The organism is Dorea sp. D27, assembly GCF_001185345.1.
GTDB lineage: Bacteria > Bacillota > Clostridia > Lachnospirales > Lachnospiraceae > Extibacter.
In genome coordinates, this window is record NZ_KQ236747.1 from 272,223 (window position 1) to 296,302 (window position 24,080).

Genomic DNA, 24,080 nt, shown 5'->3' on the forward strand with positions numbered 1-24,080 from the left:
CGGCGTGCACGCCTCGCTGCAAACGTTTAACTGCGATAATATACACCGTACTAATTTGTATGTGTTGTATACACTAAGCCTGCTATCATTTTCCATCTAGCTGACACAGCCAGCGTTCATCCGCTGGCTAGTAACGCTACACAGCCGTCCTCGCCCTTGTTAAGTAAAGTAGATAGCGGACGGGGAGCCGGGTGGGAGATGCGCAGGTGTAAGCGGAAGAGGCGGAGAATCCTTTCCGTAGCCCTTATCCTGCGGGATGCAAGCCGCTATCGGCGCGCATTCCGCAGGGTTAGGGATACGTGAAATAGTCGGAGCCTCGTACGCATCGGAGCATCTGCCACCCGGCTCCCCGCCCGCAGCCTAATTTACTAAACTCACATTTTATTCTTCTGTGATATAGTAGCGTCTCTTTCCCTTCGTTATGGACTTGTACTCGATTGCATCAGCGGGACATCCACAGATGCAGGCCATACAGTGTGTACAGTGGCCTTTCCACACGGGGCGTCCGTCTAAGAGGTCTATGTTGTTCAACGGACATCTCTGTGCACATTTTCCGCAGGAAACGCACGTGTCCGAAACCGTAAATCCCTTATCGTGGATGGCAAGCTTATAATACAGTATATGGAGCGGCCCGCTTAGCAGGCTCCCGCCGAGGGATGACGGCGAAGCAGGGAAAGGTTCCTTTTTCTGTATGTAACCGGCCAGCTCGGAAAAGACTGGCTTTGCCCGTTCGATGATGGCGGCGCATTCGGATTCGCTGGGTGCTGCAGATAGTGCGATGTAATTTTCCGGCATGAGCACGGAAGCGAGACCCTGAAATTCCAGTCCTATTTCTCTACAGAGTTTCTTGGCGTAGGCCGCCGCATTGCCACCGTTTCCACCGCATGTCAGGACAAAATAGGCGTTCCGGCTGCCTTCAAACTTTGTTTCGCGGATCCAGCGTTCCACTACTCTTGGTAAGCGATACGCATAGACGGGCGCAACAAATACGAGCGGACGTTCCGAGTGAAACGTCTTTTTTGCATTATCTTTTAGACATTGATTGACAGAGATGATTTCATCGCCAGTGACTCCGGCGATTTGTTTTGCTGCCAGCTGGCTGTTGCCTGTTCCGCTGAAATAAAATACCATATGATGCCTCCTTATTCGTCAATTCCACTGACCATCTGATGCAGGTATGCTTTTGCCTGTTCCTTCGTACATGCCTTCTTCTCCAGATACTTCCATTCCAATACTATCAACACCGACTCACTGTACAGCTTTGCGGCCATTTGCCCTGGTATCTGGAAACGGTGAGAGCAAGAACTGACCTGAAAAGCCGCCTCCATGTTGGAAAGCAGATAGAACCGGATTTGGTTGATCAGGTATTGGCTGGGGGGATTGTATTTCAATATCTTTTGGACCGTATCCATATTCTGGTCGAGGTAATCCATACAATTTTCCATTAACGCGTCCATACGCTCCCTGCAAGTATCCGCTCCTTCGCAGCCGCTGTCAAGCTTCCTGTGGGCAGTCTCCAGGCAATATTCCAGAAGGTCATATTTGTCATCAAAGTAGTTATAAAAAGTTGCACGAGGCAGCATAGCCTTTTCGCACAGCTCCCCGACAGTTAATGTTTCGAAAGACTTGACGGAAAGCAGCGCCAGCATACCATGCTGCAGAGATTGGAGTGTTCGTGCCGCTCCTATGGTCATTTTTTTTGATATATCGTATTTCATTTGGGTATCTCCTTTGACATTTTTTAAAATAGGTCTAAATATGAACATCTATTTCATTTTACCACTTGCATATCAATATATTTCATCATAAACTAAAGTCAAGAATTATACAAGTGTAAAAAAATAGCGATATGAAAAAATAAAAATGTGGAGGATACTATGAGAAGAGAACATAAAATCAATGTCAGCCGGAAAAAATGTATCGGATGCGGGATGTGCGTAAAGGATTGCCCTGTCAACAATATCAGGGTTAAAGATAAAAAAGCGGTAATAAAAACGCAGAGCTGCCTGATGTGCGGACATTGTGCTGCTGTCTGTCCGAAAGCTGCAGTTTCGATAACCGGATTTAGCGAACCGCCTGTAGAAATTAACGGACGTACTGTTTTAGAGCCGCAGCGGCTGATGGATGCAATCCGGACCCGAAGGTCTGTCCGGCAGTATAGACAGGAGCCTGTTGACGCGGAAATCATCGAACAGGTCATAGAGGCGGGCCGCCTGACGCCAAGCGGTGAAAACGCTCAAAATGTATCTTATATCGTGCTGCAAAGGGAAATGGAACGTTACGAAAAAACAGCAGTCCTATTTGCGAAAAGAATGCTGCCGTTGATGAAGATCATAAAACCAAATGCTCGAAATATAATCATAGACGACCACTTTTTCTTTAAAGAAGCGCCGGCGGCTATTCTCGTGCTGGCAAAAGATAAGGTCAATGCCTCCCTTGCCGCTTCGAACATGGAGCTGATGGCGGAAGCGCATGGACTGGGTGTCCTGTACAGCGGCCTGTTTGCCATGGCGGCGAACCATTCTTTTGCGCTTCGCCGCATGCTGAAGCTCCGGAATGCAAAAGTTGTAACCGTGCTGGTACTCGGCTATCCCAATGTCCCGTATCACCGCACGGTACAGAAAGAGCCGGCGGATGTACGTTACCTATAGGATACGTGGGCTGCTGCAAGAAAAGCCGGATCCGGGCAGGGGATGTTATCTCGTTTCATATCCCCTGCCCGGTCCGGCTCTCTCCAAATTGCTTAAGCTCCTGCTTTCTGAGCGTTCTCTTTCTTTACGATACGGCTTAAGATGAATGTTATGATAGCGCAGAGTACAGCGGCAACCATAGCATAAGCCCATGTCATGTTGTAACCGGTCCTGCCGTAGTTATCCATCCAGCTGCCGACTAATGTATACATGAAGATGTCGGGCGTATAGCCTAAGCAGGATGCGATGCCAGATACACGGCCGCTCATGTTAAGAGGGATGCCGGCATCGTCATGTACTGCGAAGTATTGGCTTCTTACCGCGTAGATGAAGAACAGGCCAACGAAGAAGTTGGCTACTACCATGACGCAGAGGGACGCTTTTGACGGCATAACGATAAAAAGACCAAATGATAAAGCAAGTCCGATACAGCCGCCGATGATAACTTTGAAGCGGGATTTAACCTTATCGGCAAGGAATCCTCCGACGATACCGCCGGCTCCCTGGATAAGATAACGGACACCGCCGAGCGTCGCGGCCGAAGCAGCGGACAACCCGTAGAACTGCTGAGCGAATGTGGTTGCATATGCGATGAGTCCGTACACGCTGTAAGCTGTGAACACGATTGCGACGAGCAGCCATACTCTTGGGATAAGAAGAGCCTTGAACATGCCTTTTGTAACTTCAACGAAAGACTCTGGATTTTCTTCTTTCTTCGTGTCTTCGATAAAGATAAAGTTGAGGATACCAATTATAATAACTACGATGGAGCATACTTTGATTGCGGCGGATGCACCTGCGACTTCATCTGCAAAGTGGGTAAAAGCAGCCGTCATACCAAATACGAGCAGCGCGTTCATGATACCGCGCAGCCCTTCCTGCAGACCGAACAGGCGGCCCTGCTCTTCGTCATTTCCGAGCATACGCGTCGCTTTGATGCAGGCGGACCAGTATGTAATGATAGTAGAGATGCCCATAAGAACGAAGATAACACGACTTATGGTATACCCCGGGAATGTGGAGAACCATAGTCCAAGGATACCTGTTGCGATGAAGGAAAAGGTAAGCAGCTTCCTCGCTGAAAACTTATCGGCTATAATACCGCCGATGAAATATGAGAAAAGTGACATCGTTGCATATCCGGATGATAAGAGTCCCATCTGTGCGTTGGAAAGATTCATGGCATTCTGAATCGGCACGTAGAAGGTCTCGCGGATGTACGGTAATTGAAAGATGATTCCGGCACCTGTCGCAAGCAGAAGCAGGGTACCATACTTTTTGATAAAAGCTTTGTTCATGATTTCGCCTCCAGATTAACTATAATGTTGTTGGTACCGGCGCTGCAGTCGCCGTACCTGATATTAATGTAACAAAAAAAGAGAAAAGTAATGCCAGGGTGGCGTTACTTCTCTCCTCACTCTTTGTAACTAATTCGAATCATAAAATATTTGTGAAAAAAAGTCAATCACTAAAAGACGAAAAAACGAAATATAAACATTGTGCACAAAAATATAAAAACAATAATATGAAAAATAACCAATTGACAATCTGCCGGGGATGGTTTTATACTATAGGCAGTTACCGGAAGAGATTTTCAGAGAAAAGTAACCAACGTGGCAGGCGTACTGCCCGTGTTGTGTTGCTTTTCTTTTTTTTGTCTAATGAGATACGAAGCTATCTATAATGCGGGAGCCTTCCCACTCTTTTGGTGAGGTATCAAAGAAAAAACGTGTGAATAATGAAAGGAGTCCAGTGTCATGGCAATTATTTCAAGAGAACAAATCGTAGAGGGGCTAGTCGGTATCCTTGGCAGCGAACAGGTCATAACAGACGAGCAGGTATTGAAGGAGAGCAGCCTCGACAGATACAGAAAATATGAGCAGGTGTGTGAAGTGTATACACAGCCGATTCCTGCGGCAGTCGTCTATGTTAAAAGTGCCGAAGAGGTATCAGAGGTACTGAAGTTTGCAGATGACAATGAGATAAATGTAGTACCCAGAACGGGACAGTCAGCCATCGAGGGCGGTCTTGAGACAGCGCTGAAAGATTCTGTAGTCATCGACGGTTCTACTATGAACAAGGTAATCAAGGTAGATGAGTACAACATGCAGGTTACATGCCAGTGCGGCGTTCCTCTCCAGGAGCTGGATGACATGTTAAGAGAAAGAGGGTATACGACCGGCCACTCTCCGCAGTCCAAGCCGCTGGCGCAGATGGGAGGTCTTGTGGCAACGAGAAGCATCGGACAGTTCTCAACGCTGTATGGCGGAATCGAGGATATGATCGTAGGTATGGAAGCGGTGTTCCCGAACGGTAAGATCTGCAGAATCAAAAATGTACCGAGACGTGCGGCCGGACCGGACATCAGACACATCATCTGTGGTAATGAAGGTGCGCTCTGCTACATTACAGAAGTTACATTAAAGCTGTTCAAGTGGCAGCCGGACAATAACCGTTACATAGGCTATATGCTGGATGACGAACATATGAAGCTTGGATTCGACTGTCTGCGAGAGGTCATGGTAGAAGGATATAAACCATCCTTTGCAAGACTTTATGACGCGGCAGACGCACAGCAGCATTTCAGTGCCTGGCTTCCAGAGGGAAAGGCCATCCTCATATGGATGGCAGAAGGTCCTGCAAACATTACGCCGGCTATCGAAGCAGGAATCAAAGAGATGATGTCCAAACATCCGGAACTGGAGGAAGTCGATCCTAAACTCATCGAGAAATGGTACGGCGGCCTGAACTGGGGACCGGAACAGATTGCTGAAGAAAAAGAGGAGATCAAGGCCACCCAGAATATCGGCATCACGACAGAAGTATCGGGAAGCTGGGACAACATTTATGACATCTACAAGACGGCCTGCGACAGAATCATGGAAGAAGTTCCGGATATGACGCTTATGGGAGGACATTCTTCCCACAGCTATATCAACGGTACAAACATGTATTTCGTATACTATTACAATATAGTAGACTGCGCGCCGGAAGAAGAGATCAACAAATATCATGACAGGATTAACGAGATCATCTGCGAACAAGTTATCAAATACGGCGGTTCTATCGTCCATCACCACGGACTAGGTAAGGCAAGAGCAAAATACGTGACAGAGGAATACGGCTCTTCCTATTACATGCTCAAGACGCTGAAGCAGGCATTTGACCCGAACGGCATCATGAACATGGGAACGCTGATTCCGCTTAGAAAATAGGCCATGAAGATATTAGGGTGTTTTAAGATAGTTCCGGATCTGGATCTGATCGCAGAAGAAGACTGGATTGCAGATGGCCAGCTTCAGGTAGATACCAGTTATGCGAAGCTATCGTGGAATTGTTTTGATGAAGGAGCACTGGAGATGATGTTAAAGCTTTCTGATTTATCAGAAGGCTTTGACGTCGTGTATGAGCTGAGTGTGCTGACCGTGGGCCGGCGGCAGCACGAAGCCTTCTTAAAGACGTTGTACGCGCTGAAGTTCGAACATGTAGTCCGGGTTGAGGCGGAAGAAGACAAGGATATCCGTTTCTGTCCGGAGATAATTGCGGATCTGGCAGCCGGATATATCACTGATACGTCACCTCAGGACGTAGTAATCATGGGGGTACAAAGCTCGGAAGGGAGCAATGGGAAGACGCCTCTTCTTCTGGCTGAAGAACTTGGCTGGCCTTGTATTACCGAGGTGACTGCCCTGGAACCGGTGGATGAAGGCCATCTGAAGGTTACGAGCGAAGAAGATGGGCACACGGCGGTACAGGTAGTAGGGGTTCCGTGCGTTCTTGCGGTGGGGAATGCCCCTTCGTCTTACCTGCGGGTTCCTACTTTAAAAGATAAGATGAAGCTTGGGAAGAAGCCGATTGAGCATATAGTGCCAAACTGGGACCAGCTTCTGGAGAAGGAACGGGATGTGGAGCTCACAGAGCTTGCGGCAGTGGAAGAAAGGCGGGACGCGGTGGTCATTGAAGGCGACACTCCGGAAGAGAAGGCCAGACAGCTATATGAGTCATATTTGAAAGGAAGGCTTGAAAAAATATGAGATATCATTGTATCATAGACGCATACTCCAAGGACATCATCCGGCAGATGGAGGAACTTTATGCGTTTAAATCGGCTTTCCTCCAGGAGGCAGAGGAGGGTGTATCCTATGTCCTCTGCCGGGACAGTACAGTAGTGGAGGGGCTTGACAGACGTATATCGGGCAGTGCCGCTGCCATCATAGCAGAAGACTATTGTCCAGAGGCAGTGCTTGAGGCGCTCGGGAAAGAGACAGCTTTGGAAGATCTATATCTATTCGGTAGTGGTATCAGCGGGAATGAATTATCCGTGCGGCTGGCGGCCCGGATGAAGGGCAGTTCCGTGACGGCTGTCCACGGTCTTGAATGCAAAGAGCAGGTGACAGTAAAGAAAATGGTCTATGCGAGCCACATGGAAGGGACTTTCCGGATGAAAAAAGGCCCTTATTGCATATCGCTGGCAAAGGGGATGGACAGGCAGGAGCCGGAAAAAGGCACGTTCCATATTATAAAAGAAATCCGCTGCACGGATGTCCCCGGATTCGTGGTATCAAGAAAGACGTTTGCCAATGCATCAGCAGGAGGGCTTGACGAGGCGAAAGTCGTCATAGCGGCGGGCAGAGGTATCAGGAATAGAGAAAATGCTGATTATCTGCAGGAGACGGCAGAGGTGCTCGGAGGCGAGCTCGGGGTCAGCCGGCCGGCGGCGATGAATGCGTGGGTACCGATGAACAGGCTGATAGGCGTATCCGGGGCGATGCTGCAGCCGGATATCTGTATCACGGCAGGTGTGTCCGGTGCAGCCGCATTCTATGCTGGGATAGAGAAGAGCAAATTTATCGTCGCTATCAATACGGATGAACAGGCGCCTATCATGAAGAAGGCGGATGTCGTGGTGGCAGATGATTTCGTACCCGTAATAAAGGCTTTGCGGGAGCTGGCAGAACAGTAGAGACGGGGGACAGGCATATGAGACAATTGATATTTCCGATGAAGGAACAATACGAAGAATTTTTGATAGATGAATCAAAGTTTTCCGGATATGCGGACAGCATTTCCTTTCCGGAGAGCGAGGAAGAGATACAAGAGGTGCTCCGGGAGCTTAAGGCAGCACATATTCCAGTGACCATACAGGGCGGGAAGACCGGGATAACCGGTGCGGCCGTGCCGGAAGGCGGACATGTCATGAACCTGTCCCATATGAATAAGGTAAAAGGCTGCGCCCTGCTTGAGGATGGGACAGGAAGGATAACCGTGGAGCCGGGAATCCATCTGATGGATCTGGAGAAAGAGATCGGGGCAGCTTTCCGCAAGAGCCCCCAGTTCTGGCCGCCAGACCCGACGGAGACTTCGGCTACCGTCGGTGGGATTGCGGCCACCAATGCACAAGGCATCAGCCGGCTGTTGTATGGTCCCGCCAGAAAGTATATCGAGTCTGTCAGGATGGTGGCCGGTGACGGGAGCATCCTCACCGCAGAGAAAGGCCGGAAGCTGACGCTTCCCTCTGGACGTGTGATAGACTGGATAGATGTCGCCTTGGGAAAAGAAGGAATCACAGGAGCTATCAGCGAGCTGACGCTTAAGCTGCTCCCGAAGCCGGAAAGCGTCTGGGGCATTGCCTTCTTCTTTGGCAAGACAGAAGAAGCAGGAAGGTTTGTCGATATCCTGAAACAGGACATGCCGGAGTGTGAACATGCGGCTGTAGCGGCGGTCGAATATATCGACCGGGCGGCGATGGATCTCATTCAAGAGCACAAAGGATCCATGACGAAGATCAAAGAGCTTCCCGATGTCGATGGAGAGACAGAAGGCATGATATATGTAGAGCTCCACGGAGAGGAAGAGGAGATCGAGATGCTCGCGGAAGCTCTGATGGAGGCTGCCATGGTGTGCGGCAGCGATCCGGATGAGGCGTGGGCCGTATCGGGCGAGACGGATGTAGAGAAGCTCCATGCGTTCCGCCACGGGGCGGCTGAAACCGCGAATCTGTATGTTGAGGAGGTCCGCAGGAAGGATGGGCGCATCACGAAGCTTGGAACAGACATGGCTATTACAGACAAGGCATTTTCCGACGTTCTTGCCGGCGTGAAGTCTGATCTTGATAACGAGGGTTTGAAAGGATGCATGTTCGGGCATGCGCTTGAGAATCATCTGCATGTCAACATACTGCCGGATGACTACCGGGACTATGAAAAGGGAATTGCACTGATCAGAAAATGGGCATCCACAGTCAGAGACCGTCATGGGCAAGTGACAGGGGAACATGGCATCGGGAAGCTGAAGCTCAGGATTCTGGAAGGGCTGCTTCCCCAGCAGCATATTGACCTGTGCACGGAATTGAAGGCTGAGATGGATGCCGTAAATGTATGGAACAGGGGAAATATCATCAACGGGGAGGCTGGCAGCAAATGAGGATTGCAGTATGTATGAAACAGGTGCCTGCCGCTTCCGAAGGAAATATGGATACTGAGACAGGCGTACTGATACGGACGGGACTTGAGGCAGTTGTTAATGTATATGACCTGGCGGCGCTGGAAGCCGCCCTTCGGTTGAAAGAAGCATATGGAGCAGACATCCATGTATTTACGATGGGGCCTGAGAAAGCGGAAAGTGTGTTGCGCGAGGCATTTGCCATGGGGGCGGATGAGGGATTCCTTGTCTGTGACACGGCATTCGCCGGGGCAGATGTACTTGCGACATCTTACACGCTGAAACAGGCTATCGGTTCCGTAGGGTCCTATGATTTGATTCTGTGCGGCAAGCAGACGACAGACGGAGACACGGCACAGGTAAGCGGAGCCCTTGCAAAGTGGATGGACATCGCGCATGTCAGCTGGGCGTCGGAAATAGCAGATATTTCGCAAAACACAGTGAAAGTGCGTTATAATATGGATAATCGTATGATATGCGCGCGGGTACAGATGCCATGTATCCTATCTGTTGAAAAGGATTCGTTCATACCGAGAATGCCTTCCCTGAAGCTTAAGATCAGCGGAAGGAAGAAAGAGATACATACGCTTTCTCTGCGGGATCTTACGGACTGTGATGAGGAACATTATGGACTGAAGGGTTCAGCCACAAGGGTATGTAAGATCTTCCCCCCGGAACGGACGAAGAGGCAGGGGCTAGTGAGCCTTGGGGGAGAGAAAGCGGCAGAATATATATTGAAGATACTAGATTCAGGTGCACGGGAGGTGCGGATATGAGACAGGCAGACACTTCGGCATGGTCCGGTATTCTCGTATACATAGAATGCCGGCAGGGAAAGGTCCGTCCGGTAGGCCGTGAGCTTCTTGCGGAAGCGGGAAGGCTTGCCGTAAAGCTTGGGGCAGACGTATATGGAGCGGCATTGGGAAGCGGGATGGAAGCAATTGCCGGCCAGCTTTCGGGCTGTCCTCTGGCAAGGCTTTATCTTTATGAGACAGAAGACGAATATAGCCCGCTCCATTATGAAAAGATAATGACGGAATGCATAGCCGAAGTAAAACCATCTATCGTCCTGATTGGAGGGACTCAGGAGGGCCGCGCGCTTGCCCCCCGGCTTGCGGTGGCCTTTGAGAGCGGCCTGACGGCAGACTGCACCTCCCTGGACATCGATGACGAAGGCTGTCTTGTGCAGGTCAGACCAGCATTCGGAGGCAATGTAATGGCCAGCATCGTGACCCGTTTCACGAGGCCGCAGTTTGCGACGGTGCGGCCCGGAATCATAGAGGAGCCCTGCGCGGAATCGTGCGGGGAGCCGGAGATAGTGAGGGCAGCCGTAAGGCAGGCGGAGAATACGTTCCGGATACTGGACGTGGAGGAGAGAGAAGTATCCGGCGGCATAGCGGATGCCAGGCTTCTGGTCGTGGCGGGCCGAGGCGTAAAGAAGAAAGAGGACCTTGAGATGCTGAGGGAGCTGGCCGCACTGCTCGGCGGAACGCTTGCTTCGAGCCGCGCGCTTGTGGAGAGAGGCTGGATGCCGCCCGGGTGCCAGATTGGACTGTCGGGCAGTACGGTTAACCCGGAGTATATGATTACGTGCGGTGTCTCAGGAACTGTGCAGTTTATGGCAGGTATGAGGCATACGAAAAACATAATTGCGGTCAATACTGACCCGGATGCCAGAATATTTGAGATTGCACATTATCCGGTATGCGGCGATTTGTATGAGATAGTGCCGGCGATGATTGAGAGGCTTCGGGCCGGGAAAGGTGATGATTTGATTGATATTCACATATGATCTGGATCAAAAAGAGATAGAGGAGACCCTTCTTGACCTGAACTGGCGCAGAGAGGGCAAGTTCCGTACGGTCAACCTATGGACATTGAGCATGCTTGGAGTCCTCGTGCTGATTGGGTATATAAGGAACCCGGACCAGTTTTATTTATTTCTGATTTTATTGTTTGACATACTGACACTGCTATATATGGCATATGGTACGTCATATGGAAGAAAAAGGCGGGCGGGAAAGATGGCTGCCCAGGGTGGGGAATACCGGCTTGAGATTACGGAATCGTATATGAAATCGGGGGATAATAATGACAAGATAAAGCTGGATGGAAAAAAGATGCAGTTCCTCTGTTCAGAGAATGTCATCGTCATCCGTGCGGACCGGGATGTATTTACGATTCCGAGACGGATACTGGGAGACGGCGACCTGGAAGGCCTGAAAAGAATTGCACGAGTACATAAGTGCTGCTTTGTAAATATAGTAGTAGGAAAGGAGTGACAGTATGGAAGCGGAAGTTAGAGAGAAGACAGTAAGGCTATCATTGAGGAAAGGGGTATTCTTCCCGCCGTGGCTTTTGCTCGTGGCGATGGTTGTCGTAAGCCTGACAAACGGCGACGCGTTTATGGCCGGGCTGAATACAGTGACGAATTGGATACTCGGCAACTTTGCGTGGGCGTTCAACCTGACTACGGTGGGCTGTGTGATCACTGTCATCATGGTGTATTTTTCACCCCTTGGGAAGGTGCGTATCGGAGGCAGCAAGGCAAAGCCGATGATGAAGTTCCTGGATCTTGTCTGGATTACGCTCTGTACGACGATTGCGGCAGGCATTCTGTTCTGGGCGTGCGCGGAGCCTCTGTACCATATGAATGCCCCTGCGGTGGCGGAAGGCGTAGAGGCAGGGACGGCAAGTTCCGCGCTCTTTGCCATGAAGACGATGTTTCTCGAGTGGACCTGGTCCCCATATGCGATATACACGGTGGCTACATTGATATTCGCGTTTGTGTTCTATAACATGAACCAGTCCTATTCTATGGGATCTGCCCTTGTGCCGGTATTTGGAGAAAAGGTAAAGCAGTATAACGGAATAGTAGATGTCATCTGTCTGTTTGCTCTTGTGGCCGGCATGGCAGCGTCACTTGGAACTGGTACGATGACGATAGCCGGCGGTGTCGAGAAGGTGTTCGGAGTCGAGAGCGGGCCGGCGTCTTGGGGGATTATCATTGCCGTTATCGTAACGACATTCATCATATCAAGCATATCCGGCATCATGAAAGGTATCCGCGTGCTGTCTTCCATCAATGCCAAAGTATATATGGTCCTGCTCCTTTTCCTGTTCGTATTCGGACCGACGGCATTTATGCTGAATTTTTCTGTGGAATCCTGGGGAGCATATATACAGGACTTCTTCAAGATGAGCCTCATGACCGGAGACATCTTCCAGGACGGCTGGGCCAAGAGCTGGCCCATATTCTACTGGTGCAACTGGCTGGCATGGACGCCGATTACGGCAGTGTTCCTCGGGAAGATACTGAGAGGCTATACGATAAAAGATGCCATCAAATGCAACTTTGTCATACCGGCGATATTCAGTACCATCTGGATGGGGCTCTTTGCGACTGCATCTATCTATTACGAGATGAACGGCGTCGGGCTGTACGACACATTGCTGGACAAGGGGACGGAGTCGGTCGTATATGCGGTATTCGACCAGCTGCCTCTTGCGGTAATCGTCATTCCGTTCTATCTGTTCATCGTGTTCATATCTTTTGTCACGGCATCCGATTCTAATACGAACGCTATGGCGGGGCTGTGCACGAATGGCATCACCCAGGATGAGCAGGAGTCGCCTTCATGGCTTAAGATAGTATGGGGAATCTCTATTGCGCTTATGACGTGGCTGCTGATCAGCTTTGCGGGAATAGACGGGATTAAGGCGGCTTCTAATCTGGGGGGCTTTCCGAATATGTTCCTGATCCTCATCATGATAGTCGGTTTGTGGAAGATCAGCCGCAATCCGCAGAAATATGATGTGCACAAGGAAGACTATGACAGTAAGGGGCGTCCTATCGAGACACCACGGCTGCCTATTGAAAAGGAGTAGATAATGATGTCTTTGACAAAAGAGTATTTTATGGAAGCGACGGAAGCCTGCCCGGTCATTCCGGCTGTTAAAAATGAAGAATGGCTGGAGGGCTGCCGGGAATCAGAGTGCGGGATTGTGTATATTATCTACGGTGACATATGTACGATTGCTGATATTGTAAGCAGGGTAAAAGAGATGGGTAAGAAAGCGATCGTACATGTGGACCTGATCGTGGGACTGTCTTCTAAGGAAATCAGCGTGGATTTCATCCAGAAGTATACGGCAGCCGACGGAATCATCAGTATGAAACCCGCGCTTATCAAGCGCGCGAATGAACTTGGCATGTTTACGATACAGAGGTTCTACATGATGGATGCCCTTACTTATGCAAATATTGTAAAGCATGTCAAGAACTGCAATCCAGACGTCGTGGAATTTCTTCCGGCAGGCCTGCCGAAGGTCATACAATACCTTTTGGAAGAGATAGACAAGCCGGTCGTGGCAAGCGGCCTCATCCTGGACAAAGAGGACGTGATGGGTGCGCTGAAAGCCGGCGCTTTTGCCGTATCTACGACGAACCGGCAGATGTGGGACTGTTAGGAGTGTAACGCCTGTTTTAAGCAATGAGAGACGGATCGTACAATATGCATAAAAAGCATATGACACTTTTAAGTATAATCACGATATTGACAAATGATATAACACGATTTACAATGGACATAGTTACTAAAAGAGCGGAAGAGAAAGTAACTTTTACCCACGTATAGTGGGTGGAAGTTGCTTTTTTTTGGTTTATAGGAAAATGCATCCTGGCTTCCGTCTGGCTTTTCTGATTCTGTTGTGCGCAGACGGAATCTGCGGAGCTCTTTTTCAATCATAATCACAAATATATGGAGGATTTAAGATGAGTTTAAATATCAACGATTTTTCGATGGACTTTTTTTCACTGAAAGGTAAAAATGCGATTGTCACAGGAGGTAACAGCGGACTGGGACAGGCATTCGCGCTTGCGCTCGCTAAGGCGGGAGCAAACATCTTTGCATTTGCATTTGTGGATGACGACGGAACGACACAGAAGCTCATCGAAGACTGTGGCGTAAAGTACACATTTATGCAAGGAGATCTGACGGAAGATGGCATGTGTGACAAAGTTGCACAGAAGTGCGTGGAGACGTACGGAAGCATCGACATATTGGTCAACTGCGCAGGTATCTGCAAGATTGCCGATGTGCTTGACTTCGGAAGGGCAGAATGGGATCCGATGATTGCCATCAACCTGACCGGCGCTTTTGACTTGAGCCATGCAGTCGCAAAATACATGATTCCACAGAAGAGCGGCAAGATCATCAATATCTGCTCATTATTCTCCTTCCTTGGCGGACTCGGCTCTCCTGCATACGCGGCTATGAAGGCCGGTCTGATGGGGCTTACGAAAGCATATGCAGATGAGCTTGGCAAGTACGGCATATCTGTAAATGGTATCGCACCTGGATATTTCCAGACGGCCATGACATCGGGGACAGGCAGTGCAAATGACGAAAAGTACAACAAGATTAAAGACCACATTCCGGCCGACCGCTGGGGCGAGAGGCAGGACCTGATGGGCGCTACCGTATTTCTTGCAAGCCAGGCTTCTGATTACGTGAACGGAACGGTACTGGTTGTGGATGGCGGATACCTTGTAAGGTAGTGCTGCACAGGCAGCAGTTCAAGATAACATAGTTTACATACTTTATGTACGACGAATGTTCCATAAAACATAGACGAAGAAAGAGGTTTGGACCAATGAGTGAGAAATATATCATCGGAGTAGATGAAGGCTCCCAGAGCGCGAAGATTCTTATCTTCGATACGAAGGGAAATATCGTATGCGAGGGAAAGCATCCTCTGAAGCCGTATAATCTGCCGGAACCGGGACTTGTAGAGCATCCTGACGACGACTGGTGGGATGCCATCTGTGAGGCGGCGAAAAAATGTATGGCCGGCTTTAAAGGCAGTGTGGAAGATATCGTAGGAATCGGCCTGTGTACCATACGCTACTGCCGGGCTTATCTGAAGGCGGACGGGACGCTTGCACAGCCGGCGCTGAGCTGGATGGATGTACGTGTGGCGCAGCCATATGAGCACAAGAATCCCGATATCAAATATATCGTAGCCTCTTCCGGTTACATCACCCACCGCCTGACAGGTGAATTCAAGGATACGGTTGCCAATTATGAGGGCGTATGGCCGATAGATGTAGACAGATGGGACTGGTCGTATGATCCGGCAGCCTATGCGTCTACAGGGATGCCGAGGGAAATGCTTTTTGATCTTGTGATGCCGGGGGATGTGCTCGGCTATGTGACGAAGGAGGCTGCAGAGGCAACCGGATTCCCGCAGGGGCTGCCGGTCGTGGCTACTTCCAACGACAAGGCGGTGGAAGGGCTTGGAACCGGCTGCATGGGTGATACGACAGCATGTATTTCGCTCGGCACTTACACGGCAGCCATGATGGAAGGGAAGGAATTCCTCAGAGATACAAAGTGCGTATGGCCGAAATTCTCATGTGTACCGAACAAATATCTGTACGACAGCAACGGAATCCGCAGAGGCATGTGGACAGTCAGCTGGTTCAGAGATATCCTTGGGGACAGCTATATACAGGCCGCCAAAGAAAAAGGGCTTTCCGCGGAAGAACTTTTGAGTGAAGAGGCGGAGAAAGTGCCGGCAGGATCTGACGGACTGATGACCGTGCTGGATTGGCTCGCTCCGGTTGATGCCATGTACAAGAAAGGCATCATGATAGGATTTGACGGAAGGCATACGAGAGGCCATATATACCGCTCCATACTGGAAGCGGTGGCACTTACGATGAAGAAGCATCTGGACGATATGACCGACGAGATGGGCGTAAAGCTCGACAGAGTCATCATCACAGGCGGAGGGTCCAACAGCGACCTGTTCATGCAGATATTTGCGGATGTGTTCAACATACCGTCCGTGCGCAATGAAGTCAACGGTGCGGCAGGACTTGGCTCCGCAATCTGCGCGGCAGTGGCCGCGGACATCTACGAAAGCTTCGATGAGGCAGCAGCCAATATGGTAAGAATCAAAGACAGCTTCACGCCTGATCCGGAAAAGGTAGCATTCTACGAGAAGATGCTTCCGATATATACAGATATCACAAATCACACAGATGATATATTAAAGAAATCGTATGAACTATTTCGTTAATTTAGAAAGAATTTTGAAAGGGGTCAGACCCCCATGGGCCATAGGGGTCAGACCCCTATAGCCCATGGGGGTCTGACCCCTTTCGCGAGGTGACGTGCATGAAACCACTTATTTTGATTACGAATGACGATGGTATCCGGTCTCCCGGTCTCATAGCTGCGGCGGAGGCGGTGGCGGACATAGGTGATATACTGATTGCTGCCCCTCATACACAGCAGACGGGAATGGGGAGGGCATTCCCGAGAATGGAAGATACGGGAATGATTGAGGAGGAGGCCGTTGAGATACGCGGCTGGCCTGTCCGGGCATATGGTGTCCATGGGTCGCCCGCCTTTGCCGTGGCTCACGGCATTCTGGAACTGTCAGGGCGCAGGCCCGACCTTTGTATCAGCGGCATCAATTATGGGGAGAATATGGGTGCCGTACTTACATGCAGCGGAACGCTGGGCGCAGCGTTCGAGGCAGTGAGCCATGGCGTACCCGCCATAGCGGTGTCGCTGGAGGCAGACTTGGACATACAGCGTTCCAACGAGTTCCGGGCGGCAGATTTTGGGCCGTCCATGGAACTGCTGCGCATATGGACGGCGCGTGTTCTGGAGGAAGGGATGCCCAAGCATGTGGATATACTTAACATCAATGTGCCCGCAGCCCCCCGCCATCCGGGCGAGTACCGAATCACAGTCCAGAGCCGGCAGAATTATTTTGAATTTATCCGGCCTGGAAAGCGGGACCTGCACCGGCCGTTCTCCCTACGGTCGCGCCTGCATGTAGATGAAGAGACATTGGAGAAGGACAGCGACATCTATGCCGTATATGTAGATAAGACTGCTTCAGTGACACCTGTCAATATCGTCATGTCGATAGATATGGCGCTCTGGGATACATAACCGGTCCTTTCACTTTTGCATGTATATATGATATGATTAACGTGATTATTTCACAAAAATATCATAAACTTCTGTTATGATAAGGAAAATGAGAGCAGATGATACTGTTGCGGAGGTATATCAGATGGATAAGGTTAAAATATTAGTGGTTGACGATGAGAGCAGAATGCGCAAATTAGTCCGTGATTTTCTCGGGCGGGAAGGATACACGGTACTCGAGGCCGGGGATGGCATGGAGGCGATGGAACTATTCTATGAACACAAAGACGTTGCACTTATCATACTGGATGTCATGATGCCGAAGATGGACGGCTGGCAGGTGTGCAGAGAAATCCGCCAGTCCTCACAGACGCCTATTATCATGCTGACGGCCAGATCTGAGGAGCGGGATGAGCTTCAGGGATTTGGACTTGGCGTAGATGAATATATATCGAAGCCCTTCAGCCCGAAGATACTTGTAGCAAGGGTCGAGGCTATACTCCGGCGCTCCCACGTGCTTGGGTCGGAAGAAGTGATCGATGCGGGTGGAATCCGAATCAACAAAGCGGCTCATGAAGTAAAAGTGGGCGGAGAACAGGTAGATTTAAGCTTCAAAGAATTCGAGCTGCTCGTATACTTCGTGGAGAACGAAGGGATTGCCCTCTCCAGGGAAAAGATACTGAACAATGTGTGGAATTATGATTATTTTGGTGATGCGCGTACGATAGACACTCATGTGAAGAAGCTCAGGAACAAGCTTGGAGAAAAAGGGTATTATATTAAGACCATCTGGGGGATGGGCTACAAATTCGAGGTAGAAGAATAGATGAAACGTTCAATCAAGAAGCAGATGATAGCGGTGTTCGTAGGACTCACCATATGCCTGCTGCTGGCGCTCGTAGTTATCAACGTACGGTTTCTGGAACCGTATTATATCAGCAACAAGGAGGCTGAATTTGTCAGCATGTACGAAAAGCTTGCGGAGTCTGTCCACAGTGGTACGTGGAAAGGCGAAGATGTCCAGACGGAACTCAGGCATATGGCGGAGAAAGGGAATCTTTCCTTCCTTCTCATGAATATCGAGACAAAAGAAGGAATATACAATGTCCCGGATATCGACATGCTCAATGACCAGCTGACCGGATATCTCCTCGGGCAGGCGCAGAAGGAGAGCAAGGTGCTTGAGAGTGCGGAGGAATACCAGATTGCCCAGTACAAGGATCCGAGGACACAGACGGAGTATATCGTCCTGTGGGGATCTGTTGACGGAAAGTACAATACGTTTTTAAGGAGCCCGCTGGAGAGTATCAAGGAGAGTGTATCCGTATCCAACCGTTTTCTCCTCTATATCGGAGGAATCGTAACATGCATCTGCATCTGCCTTGTCTGGTACTTTTCTAAACGGCTGACAGACCCTATCAAGGAGCTGGCCCTTCTGTCTGAAAGAATGGCGGACCTGGATTTTGATGCCAAGTACACGAGCGGCGGGGAGAATGAGATTGGAGAGCTCGGAGCTAACTTCAACAGGATGTCGGAGAAGCTTGAAAGTACCATCTCAGAACTGAAGCGGGCCAATAACAGCCTGCAGAAGGATATAGAGCAGAAAGAGAAGCTGGAGCACATGCGCAATGATTTTCTTGGCAATGTATCCCACGAGCTTAAGACACCGATTGCCCTTATCCAGGGATATGCGGAAGGGCTGAAGGAAGGGGTCAGTGATGATCCGGAGAGCCGGGAATTCTACTGCGACGTCATTATGGACGAGGCCGGCAAGATGAACCAGATGGTGCGCAACCTTCTGACGTTGAACCAGCTGGAATTTGGAGATGATGACATACAGTTCGAGCGTTTTGATATCAGGGAGCTCATACAGGGCGTTCTCCAGAGCATGGAGATCATCGCGCAGCAGAAGGAAGCACGGGTCAATTTCTGCCAGGAAGATCCGGTATACGTATGGGCGGATGAGATTAAGGCAGAACAGGTTGTCCGCAATTATGTGAGCAATGCGTTTAACCATCTGGACGGCGACAAGGTTGTGGAAGTAAAGATAACCGTGGGCGGAGAAAAAGCCAGAGTAAGCGTATTCAACACAGGTACGCCGATACCCCAGGATGATATCGCTCACATATGGGACAAGTTCTATAAGGTAGACAAAGCCCATACGAGGGAATACGGCGGGAACGGAATCGGCCTGTCTATCGTCAAGGCCATAATGGAGTCCCTCCATCAGAAATATGGGGTGCATAATTATGATAACGGCGTGGAATTCTGGTTTGAACTGGACGTTAAATAATGGTACACTATATCCTATAAGGAAAGGACGGGCATTATTGTGATTGCGATTATTGATTATGATGCGGGAAATATAAAGAGTGTAGAAAAGGCCATGGCTCTTCTCGGACAGGAGGCTGCCGTAACGAGGGATAAAGCTGCGATTCTGGCTGCGGACAAGGTAATACTGCCCGGAGTAGGTTCCTTCGGCGATGCGATGGGGAAGATACGGCAGTACGGACTCGAGCCGGTCATACGGCAGGTGGCAGAGAGCGGCACTCCTTTTCTCGGAATCTGCCTCGGCCTCCAGCTGTTATTTGAACAAAGTGACGAGAGTCCGGGAGTGCCGGGACTTGGTATCCTGAAAGGGAAAATTCTGCGTATACCTGAAGCTGAGGGACTCAAGATACCTCATATGGGCTGGAACTCTCTGACATTCCCCGTGAAGGGCAGACTTTTTACAGGGCTGGCAGAAGAGCCGTACGTATATTTTGTACATTCATATTATCTGGAAGCAGCAGATGAGCGGATTGTAACGGCAGTGACAGAGTATGGGACCCGAATCCATGCTTCTGTGGAGCAGGGAAATGTATTTGCCTGCCAGTTCCATCCGGAGAAAAGCAGCGATATGGGTATTCACATACTAAAGAATTTTGTGGAATTATAAGCGGGGGATACATATGCATACAAAGAGAATCATTCCATGTCTGGATGTAAATAATGGGAGAGTCGTCAAGGGCGTGAATTTTGTAGACTTAAAAGATGCCGGGGACCCGGTGGAGATAGGGAGGGCGTACGACGCCGCAGGGGCGGACGAACTGGTATTTCTGGATATCACGGCTTCTTCCGACGCGCGGGAGACGGTTGTCGATATGGTACGAAAAGTAGCTGAGACGGTGTTTATACCATTTACAGTAGGTGGAGGTATACGCACGGTAGACGATTTCAAGGCGCTGCTGCGGGAAGGTGCGGATAAGATATCTATCAATTCTTCCGCCATCAATACGCCACGCCTTATATCGGATGCTGCGGATAAGTTTGGAAGCCAGTGCGTCGTAGTAGCCATAGATGCCAAGAAGAGGCCGGACGGAAGCGGCTGGAATATATATAAGAACGGCGGACGCATAGATGTGGGGATAGATGCGCTTGAGTGGGCTTCTCACGTAGAAAAGCTCGGAGCTGGCGAGATTCTCCTTACGAGCATGGACTGTGACGGGACAAAAGGAGGCTATGACCTGGAACTTACCCGTGCTGTTGCGGATGAAGTATCCATACCTGTCATCGCCTCGGGAGGTGCGGGGTCGCTGGAAGACTTCTATACTGCACTTACGGACGGACGGGCAGATGCCGCGCTGGCAGCTTCTCTGTTCCATTACAAAGAGCTGGAGATCAGGGAGGTAAAAGAATATCTGAGGGCAGAAGGCATCTCAGTTCGTCTTTGACAGAGCGGTGACAGATGCTGAGAATAACGTACGGTAAGACAAAATGATAAGGAAATGAGGTAGCATATTATGGCAGCAATTAACAATGACTGGTTGGAGGCATTGCAGGGGGAGTTTAAGAAGCCTTATTATAAGAAGCTGTTCCAGACGGTGAACCAGGAATATAAGACAAGGCTTATATTTCCGCCTGCGGACGATGTATTCAACGCATTCCATCTTACACCGCTGAAAGATGTGAAGGTCGTCATACTCGGGCAGGATCCGTACCACAATAACGGACAGGCACACGGCCTGTGCTTTTCGGTAAAGAAAGGGGTGGAAGTTCCCCCTTCGCTTGTGAATATATATCAGGAGCTTCACGACGATATCGGCTGTACGATTCCAAATCATGGATGCCTTACAAAATGGGCCGGGCAGGGCGTGCTGCTTCTGAACACCGTATTGACCGTACGGGCGCATCAGGCGAATTCTCACAGGGACATTGGATGGGAACAGTTTACTGATGCCGCTATTACGGCACTGGATGCCCAGGACCGTCCGATGGTATTTATCCTGTGGGGAACTCCGGCACAGAGGAAGAAGGCGATGCTGCATAACCCGAAGCATCTTATCCTGCAGGCGCCGCATCCAAGCCCACTGTCAGCATACAGAGGATTCTTCGGCAGCAGGCCGTTCAGCAGGACGAATGAATTTCTGAAGGAGAATGGGCTGGAGCCAATAGACTGGCAGATTGATTAGCTCATAACAGGAGGGGGATACATATGGAACAACATTTTGATTTATTGATAATCGGCGCAGGCCCGGGCGGGTATGTGGCAGCAAAAAAAGCGGCGAAGCTGGGCATGTCAGTGGCTGTCATTGATAAGGATGAGCTGGGAGGTACGTGTATCAACCGAGGATGTATCCCGACCAAGGCGCTCATCCATGCAGCGTCCCTGTTCCGTGAGATGCGGGAATGTGAGCGGTTCGGGCTGTCTGCCAAAGAGGTGGGGTTTGATCTCCGGAAAATATATGAGTACAAAGACCTGTCTGCGGCGGAAATGAGGGCGGAGCTGGAAAGGGAATTTGCCCAGGCCGGAATCCGGTTTATCAAAGGGAGAGCTGTCATCCAGAGCGACCGCAGGGTGCGCGTTGTATCAGATGGAAATGATACTGCATACTATAAAGGAAGGTATATTCTGATAGCCACAGGTGCGAAGGCGAACATGGTGGATCTGCCCGGCATAGACCTGCCAGGCGTCATGACGAGCGAGGAACTGCTGACGGCAAATGAGAGCCAGTACGAAAAGCTTCTCATACTTGGAGGAGGCGTAATCGGACTGGAACTTGCCACAGTGTTTAACGCGCTGGGCACGGAAGTCACCATAGTGGAAGTGTCAGACAGGCTCCTGCCGAATATGGACCGTGAATTTTCAGATGTACTTGAGGAGATACTGGCCCACAGGGGGATACGTATCTATAAGGAAAGCATACTGGAAAGGGTGGAGAGGCATGGCGGCAACATCAGCTGCCAGTTCGTATGCGAAGGCAGCAATCAGGAGATAGAGGTGAATGCGCTTCTCGTATCGGTTGGTAGAAGTGCCAATACGGAAGGTCTGTTTGACCCGGACGTATCAGTGAAGATTGACAATGGAAAGATAGTGGTGGATGACTTTTATATGACGAGCATGCCGGATGTCTATGCGGTGGGAGATGTAATCGGAGGAATACAGCTTGCCCATGTAGCTTCCGCTCAGGCGACATATGTCGTAGAGCGGATGAATGGCGTACAGCCGTCGGTCATCATCGAGATGGTGCCAAGCTGCCTGTTTACGCCGATTTCCATCGTACCGAGCTGTCTGTATACGGATCCTGAGATAGCGTCTGTCGGAATAACGGAAGAAGAGGCCAGAAAAAAAGGCGTACCGGTGCGGTGCGGACGATATACGATGAGCGTGAACGGCCAGGCAATCATCTCGAAGGAAGAAAAAGGATTTATCAAGGTACTGTTTGCGGCAGACAGCGATGTGCTGCTCGGGGCGCAGGTGATGTGCCCGCGTGCGACGGATATGATAGGAGAGCTTGCAACAGCGATTGCCAATGGGCTTACGTCCACACAGCTCATGTATGCCATGCGTGCACATCCTACATTCAATGAGGCCATCTCCTGTGCGGTGGAGAACAGCAGGGAAAGTGAAAGCAGATGGTAGAAAGCCGTGCTTTGTTTCAGTTTGGAGGAATATAGATGGAATACTGATTGAACTGCTAATGTTCAATATGGTATTATAATTATAGCAGTCAAAGGCAGGAAGGGAAATGGAGGGCCAGTTATGGAATTAAAACAGACAAGAACTCTTATGGATGTCCGCAGAGGGTTTTTAATGACAGTTCTAAGTGTAAGCGTTGTAGCCATACTAATAGCAGGCATAGTGTCAAATTATTTCTTTTACAGCATTCCGATATTCACAATATGCGTATTCGCGATATTTATCGTTATGCTGTCGATTTTTTACGATATCTATATTAATTCGACATACCGTATCTTTCTTGTGGACGGTGAAGTATATATCTATTATCCGACCTATAGTTCAAGGGCCGGGAATGAATTCATCTTCTACCGTGTGAAGGAAGTTGAATATTCTACGGTAAAAGGAAGTTCTATCTTGTTCAGCGGAACGGTAGAGGTGAGGACGGAAGGCGTCGAGCGGGAAGGGATGAAAGAAGTGGCGGATCCGAAAGCATTGTTCGATGATGTCTTCTCCGGGGAGACCTATAATATCCAGAAGAGATTCCGTATCTCGAGGATATTTGACAATGAGAACGAACTCATGGGACTGCTGGCTGAGAAGCGTAAAAAATGTGAGTTTAAGTAAATTAGGCGGCGGGCGGGGAGCCGGGTGGCAGATGCTTCGATGCGTACGAGGCTCCGACTATTTCACGTATCCCTAACCCTCCGGAATGCGCGCCGATAGCGGCTTGCATCACGCAGGATAAGGGCTACGGAAAGGATTCTCCGCCTCTCCCGCTTACACCTGCGCATCTCCCACCCGGCTCCCCGCCCGCTATCTACTTCACTTAACAAGGGCGAGGACGGCTGTGTAGCGTTACTAGCCAGCGGATGAACGCTGGCTGTGTCAGCTAGATGGAAAATGATAGCAAGCTTAGTGTATACAACACATACAAATTAGTACGGTGTATATTATCGCAGTTAAACGTTTGCAGCGAGGCGTGCACGCCGTTGCTGAAAGAAGAGCCGGAATCAGGCAAGGGATGTTATCTCATATAACAGCCCTGTACCTGATTCC

General features: G+C 49.9%; 23 protein-coding genes. 20 read left to right on the top strand and 3 right to left on the bottom strand.

Annotated elements, in window-relative coordinates:
• Window positions 1-381: 381 nt before the first annotated feature.
• Complete coding sequence (locus tag HMPREF0980_RS17105; protein ID WP_049730275.1) at window positions 382-1,131, bottom strand: EFR1 family ferrodoxin; 750 nt, start codon at window positions 1,129-1,131, stop codon at window positions 382-384.
• An 11-nt stretch (window positions 1,132-1,142) separates the two neighbouring features.
• Window positions 1,143-1,718 carry a TetR/AcrR family transcriptional regulator gene (locus HMPREF0980_RS17110; RefSeq protein WP_049730276.1) on the bottom strand — a complete coding sequence of 192 codons (576 nt, stop codon included), beginning with the start codon at window positions 1,716-1,718 and terminating at the stop codon, window positions 1,143-1,145.
• A 159-nt stretch (window positions 1,719-1,877) separates the two neighbouring features.
• Here HMPREF0980_RS17110 and HMPREF0980_RS17115 point away from each other — a divergent pair, with 159 nt between their 5' ends.
• Window positions 1,878-2,651, top strand: coding sequence for a nitroreductase family protein (locus tag HMPREF0980_RS17115; protein ID WP_049730277.1), 774 nt, complete (start codon window positions 1,878-1,880; stop codon window positions 2,649-2,651).
• 92 nt (window positions 2,652-2,743) lie between these two features.
• On the opposite strand, the gene HMPREF0980_RS17120 is transcribed toward HMPREF0980_RS17115, so the two are convergent.
• Window positions 2,744-3,988, bottom strand: coding sequence for an MFS transporter (locus tag HMPREF0980_RS17120; protein ID WP_049730278.1), 1,245 nt, complete (start codon window positions 3,986-3,988; stop codon window positions 2,744-2,746).
• A 459-nt stretch (window positions 3,989-4,447) separates the two neighbouring features.
• Between HMPREF0980_RS17120 and HMPREF0980_RS17125 the strand changes: the two genes are divergently transcribed.
• From HMPREF0980_RS17125 to HMPREF0980_RS17215, 19 genes are all read left to right on the top strand, one after another.
• Entirely contained in the window at window positions 4,448-5,905 is a 1,458-nt protein-coding gene (locus HMPREF0980_RS17125; protein ID WP_049730279.1) for an FAD-binding oxidoreductase, read from the top strand.
• A 3-nt stretch (window positions 5,906-5,908) separates the two neighbouring features.
• Window positions 5,909-6,724 carry an electron transfer flavoprotein subunit beta/FixA family protein gene (locus HMPREF0980_RS17130; protein WP_049730280.1) on the top strand — a complete coding sequence of 272 codons (816 nt, stop codon included), beginning with the start codon at window positions 5,909-5,911 and terminating at the stop codon, window positions 6,722-6,724.
• Window positions 6,721-7,653, top strand: coding sequence for an electron transfer flavoprotein subunit alpha/FixB family protein (locus tag HMPREF0980_RS17135; RefSeq protein WP_049730281.1), 933 nt, complete (start codon window positions 6,721-6,723; stop codon window positions 7,651-7,653). The genes HMPREF0980_RS17130 and HMPREF0980_RS17135 overlap by 4 nt, the downstream gene beginning before the upstream one ends.
• Before the next feature lie 17 nt (window positions 7,654-7,670).
• The gene (locus HMPREF0980_RS17140) at window positions 7,671-9,113 is read left to right on the top strand and encodes an FAD-binding oxidoreductase (RefSeq protein ID WP_049730282.1); all 1,443 of its coding nucleotides are present in this window, start codon (window positions 7,671-7,673) and stop codon (window positions 9,111-9,113) included.
• A complete protein-coding gene (locus tag HMPREF0980_RS17145; RefSeq protein ID WP_049730283.1) occupies window positions 9,110-9,907 on the top strand; it encodes an electron transfer flavoprotein subunit beta/FixA family protein in 798 nt (265 codons plus the stop codon). Before HMPREF0980_RS17140 ends, HMPREF0980_RS17145 begins: the two co-directional genes overlap by 4 nt.
• A complete protein-coding gene (locus tag HMPREF0980_RS17150) occupies window positions 9,904-10,923 on the top strand; it encodes an electron transfer flavoprotein subunit alpha/FixB family protein (RefSeq protein ID WP_049730284.1) in 1,020 nt (339 codons plus the stop codon). The genes HMPREF0980_RS17145 and HMPREF0980_RS17150 overlap by 4 nt, the downstream gene beginning before the upstream one ends.
• Complete coding sequence (locus tag HMPREF0980_RS17155; protein ID WP_049730285.1) at window positions 10,907-11,413, top strand: hypothetical protein; 507 nt, start codon at window positions 10,907-10,909, stop codon at window positions 11,411-11,413. Before HMPREF0980_RS17150 ends, HMPREF0980_RS17155 begins: the two co-directional genes overlap by 17 nt.
• 4 nt (window positions 11,414-11,417) lie before the next feature.
• Window positions 11,418-13,019 (top strand): BCCT family transporter, encoded by a 1,602-nt coding sequence (locus HMPREF0980_RS17160; protein WP_049730286.1) that lies wholly within the window; start codon window positions 11,418-11,420, stop codon window positions 13,017-13,019.
• 6 nt (window positions 13,020-13,025) lie between these two features.
• On the top strand, window positions 13,026-13,601 hold the full coding sequence (locus tag HMPREF0980_RS17165; RefSeq protein WP_049730287.1) for a glycerol-3-phosphate responsive antiterminator: 576 nt from the start codon (window positions 13,026-13,028) through the stop codon (window positions 13,599-13,601).
• 304 nt (window positions 13,602-13,905) lie between these two features.
• Window positions 13,906-14,691 (top strand): SDR family oxidoreductase, encoded by a 786-nt coding sequence (locus tag HMPREF0980_RS17170; RefSeq protein ID WP_049730288.1) that lies wholly within the window; start codon window positions 13,906-13,908, stop codon window positions 14,689-14,691.
• Between the two features lie 95 nt (window positions 14,692-14,786).
• Complete coding sequence (locus tag HMPREF0980_RS17175) at window positions 14,787-16,217, top strand: FGGY-family carbohydrate kinase (RefSeq protein WP_049730289.1); 1,431 nt, start codon at window positions 14,787-14,789, stop codon at window positions 16,215-16,217.
• Between the two features lie 98 nt (window positions 16,218-16,315).
• Window positions 16,316-17,104: a 5'/3'-nucleotidase SurE gene (gene surE, locus HMPREF0980_RS17180; protein ID WP_049730290.1), complete on the top strand. Its 789-nt coding sequence runs from the start codon at window positions 16,316-16,318 to the stop codon at window positions 17,102-17,104.
• A 124-nt stretch (window positions 17,105-17,228) separates the two neighbouring features.
• The gene (locus HMPREF0980_RS17185; protein WP_049730354.1) at window positions 17,229-17,909 is read left to right on the top strand and encodes a response regulator transcription factor; all 681 of its coding nucleotides are present in this window, start codon (window positions 17,229-17,231) and stop codon (window positions 17,907-17,909) included.
• Window positions 17,910-19,376, top strand: a complete 1,467-nt coding sequence (locus tag HMPREF0980_RS17190) for a sensor histidine kinase (protein ID WP_049730291.1) — start codon at window positions 17,910-17,912, stop codon at window positions 19,374-19,376.
• Between the two features lie 39 nt (window positions 19,377-19,415).
• Window positions 19,416-20,021: an imidazole glycerol phosphate synthase subunit HisH gene (gene hisH, locus HMPREF0980_RS17195; protein WP_049730292.1), complete on the top strand. Its 606-nt coding sequence runs from the start codon at window positions 19,416-19,418 to the stop codon at window positions 20,019-20,021.
• A 13-nt stretch (window positions 20,022-20,034) separates the two neighbouring features.
• The gene (hisF, locus tag HMPREF0980_RS17200) at window positions 20,035-20,796 is read left to right on the top strand and encodes an imidazole glycerol phosphate synthase subunit HisF (RefSeq protein WP_049730293.1); all 762 of its coding nucleotides are present in this window, start codon (window positions 20,035-20,037) and stop codon (window positions 20,794-20,796) included.
• A 69-nt stretch (window positions 20,797-20,865) separates the two neighbouring features.
• Complete coding sequence (locus tag HMPREF0980_RS17205; RefSeq protein ID WP_049730294.1) at window positions 20,866-21,534, top strand: uracil-DNA glycosylase; 669 nt, start codon at window positions 20,866-20,868, stop codon at window positions 21,532-21,534.
• Window positions 21,535-21,557: 23 nt separating this feature from the next.
• Window positions 21,558-22,985: a dihydrolipoyl dehydrogenase gene (lpdA, locus tag HMPREF0980_RS17210; RefSeq protein ID WP_049730295.1), complete on the top strand. Its 1,428-nt coding sequence runs from the start codon at window positions 21,558-21,560 to the stop codon at window positions 22,983-22,985.
• Window positions 22,986-23,105: 120 nt separating this feature from the next.
• Window positions 23,106-23,648, top strand: a complete 543-nt coding sequence (locus HMPREF0980_RS17215) for a hypothetical protein (RefSeq protein WP_049730296.1) — start codon at window positions 23,106-23,108, stop codon at window positions 23,646-23,648.
• Window positions 23,649-24,080 lie beyond the last annotated feature (432 nt).

What these genes read in the sequence shown, in the direction of transcription:
- HMPREF0980_RS17105 (WP_049730275.1), bottom strand. Translation starts at nt 1,131, where the DNA reads ATGGTATTTTATTTCAGCGGAACAGGCAACAGCCAGCTGGCAGCAAAA.
- HMPREF0980_RS17110 (WP_049730276.1), bottom strand. Translation starts at nt 1,718, where the DNA reads ATGAAATACGATATATCAAAAAAAATGACCATAGGAGCGGCACGAACA.
- HMPREF0980_RS17115 (WP_049730277.1), top strand. Translation starts at nt 1,878, where the DNA reads ATGAGAAGAGAACATAAAATCAATGTCAGCCGGAAAAAATGTATCGGA.
- HMPREF0980_RS17120 (WP_049730278.1), bottom strand. Translation starts at nt 3,988, where the DNA reads ATGAACAAAGCTTTTATCAAAAAGTATGGTACCCTGCTTCTGCTTGCG.
- HMPREF0980_RS17125 (WP_049730279.1), top strand. Translation starts at nt 4,448, where the DNA reads ATGGCAATTATTTCAAGAGAACAAATCGTAGAGGGGCTAGTCGGTATC.
- HMPREF0980_RS17130 (WP_049730280.1), top strand. Translation starts at nt 5,909, where the DNA reads ATGAAGATATTAGGGTGTTTTAAGATAGTTCCGGATCTGGATCTGATC.
- HMPREF0980_RS17135 (WP_049730281.1), top strand. Translation starts at nt 6,721, where the DNA reads ATGAGATATCATTGTATCATAGACGCATACTCCAAGGACATCATCCGG.
- HMPREF0980_RS17140 (WP_049730282.1), top strand. Translation starts at nt 7,671, where the DNA reads ATGAGACAATTGATATTTCCGATGAAGGAACAATACGAAGAATTTTTG.
- HMPREF0980_RS17145 (WP_049730283.1), top strand. Translation starts at nt 9,110, where the DNA reads ATGAGGATTGCAGTATGTATGAAACAGGTGCCTGCCGCTTCCGAAGGA.
- HMPREF0980_RS17150 (WP_049730284.1), top strand. Translation starts at nt 9,904, where the DNA reads ATGAGACAGGCAGACACTTCGGCATGGTCCGGTATTCTCGTATACATA.
- HMPREF0980_RS17160 (WP_049730286.1), top strand. Translation starts at nt 11,418, where the DNA reads ATGGAAGCGGAAGTTAGAGAGAAGACAGTAAGGCTATCATTGAGGAAA.
- HMPREF0980_RS17165 (WP_049730287.1), top strand. Translation starts at nt 13,026, where the DNA reads ATGTCTTTGACAAAAGAGTATTTTATGGAAGCGACGGAAGCCTGCCCG.
- HMPREF0980_RS17170 (WP_049730288.1), top strand. Translation starts at nt 13,906, where the DNA reads ATGAGTTTAAATATCAACGATTTTTCGATGGACTTTTTTTCACTGAAA.
- HMPREF0980_RS17175 (WP_049730289.1), top strand. Translation starts at nt 14,787, where the DNA reads ATGAGTGAGAAATATATCATCGGAGTAGATGAAGGCTCCCAGAGCGCG.
- surE (WP_049730290.1), top strand. Translation starts at nt 16,316, where the DNA reads ATGAAACCACTTATTTTGATTACGAATGACGATGGTATCCGGTCTCCC.
- HMPREF0980_RS17185 (WP_049730354.1), top strand. Translation starts at nt 17,229, where the DNA reads ATGGATAAGGTTAAAATATTAGTGGTTGACGATGAGAGCAGAATGCGC.
- HMPREF0980_RS17190 (WP_049730291.1), top strand. Translation starts at nt 17,910, where the DNA reads ATGAAACGTTCAATCAAGAAGCAGATGATAGCGGTGTTCGTAGGACTC.
- hisF (WP_049730293.1), top strand. Translation starts at nt 20,035, where the DNA reads ATGCATACAAAGAGAATCATTCCATGTCTGGATGTAAATAATGGGAGA.
- HMPREF0980_RS17205 (WP_049730294.1), top strand. Translation starts at nt 20,866, where the DNA reads ATGGCAGCAATTAACAATGACTGGTTGGAGGCATTGCAGGGGGAGTTT.
- lpdA (WP_049730295.1), top strand. Translation starts at nt 21,558, where the DNA reads ATGGAACAACATTTTGATTTATTGATAATCGGCGCAGGCCCGGGCGGG.
- HMPREF0980_RS17215 (WP_049730296.1), top strand. Translation starts at nt 23,106, where the DNA reads ATGGAATTAAAACAGACAAGAACTCTTATGGATGTCCGCAGAGGGTTT.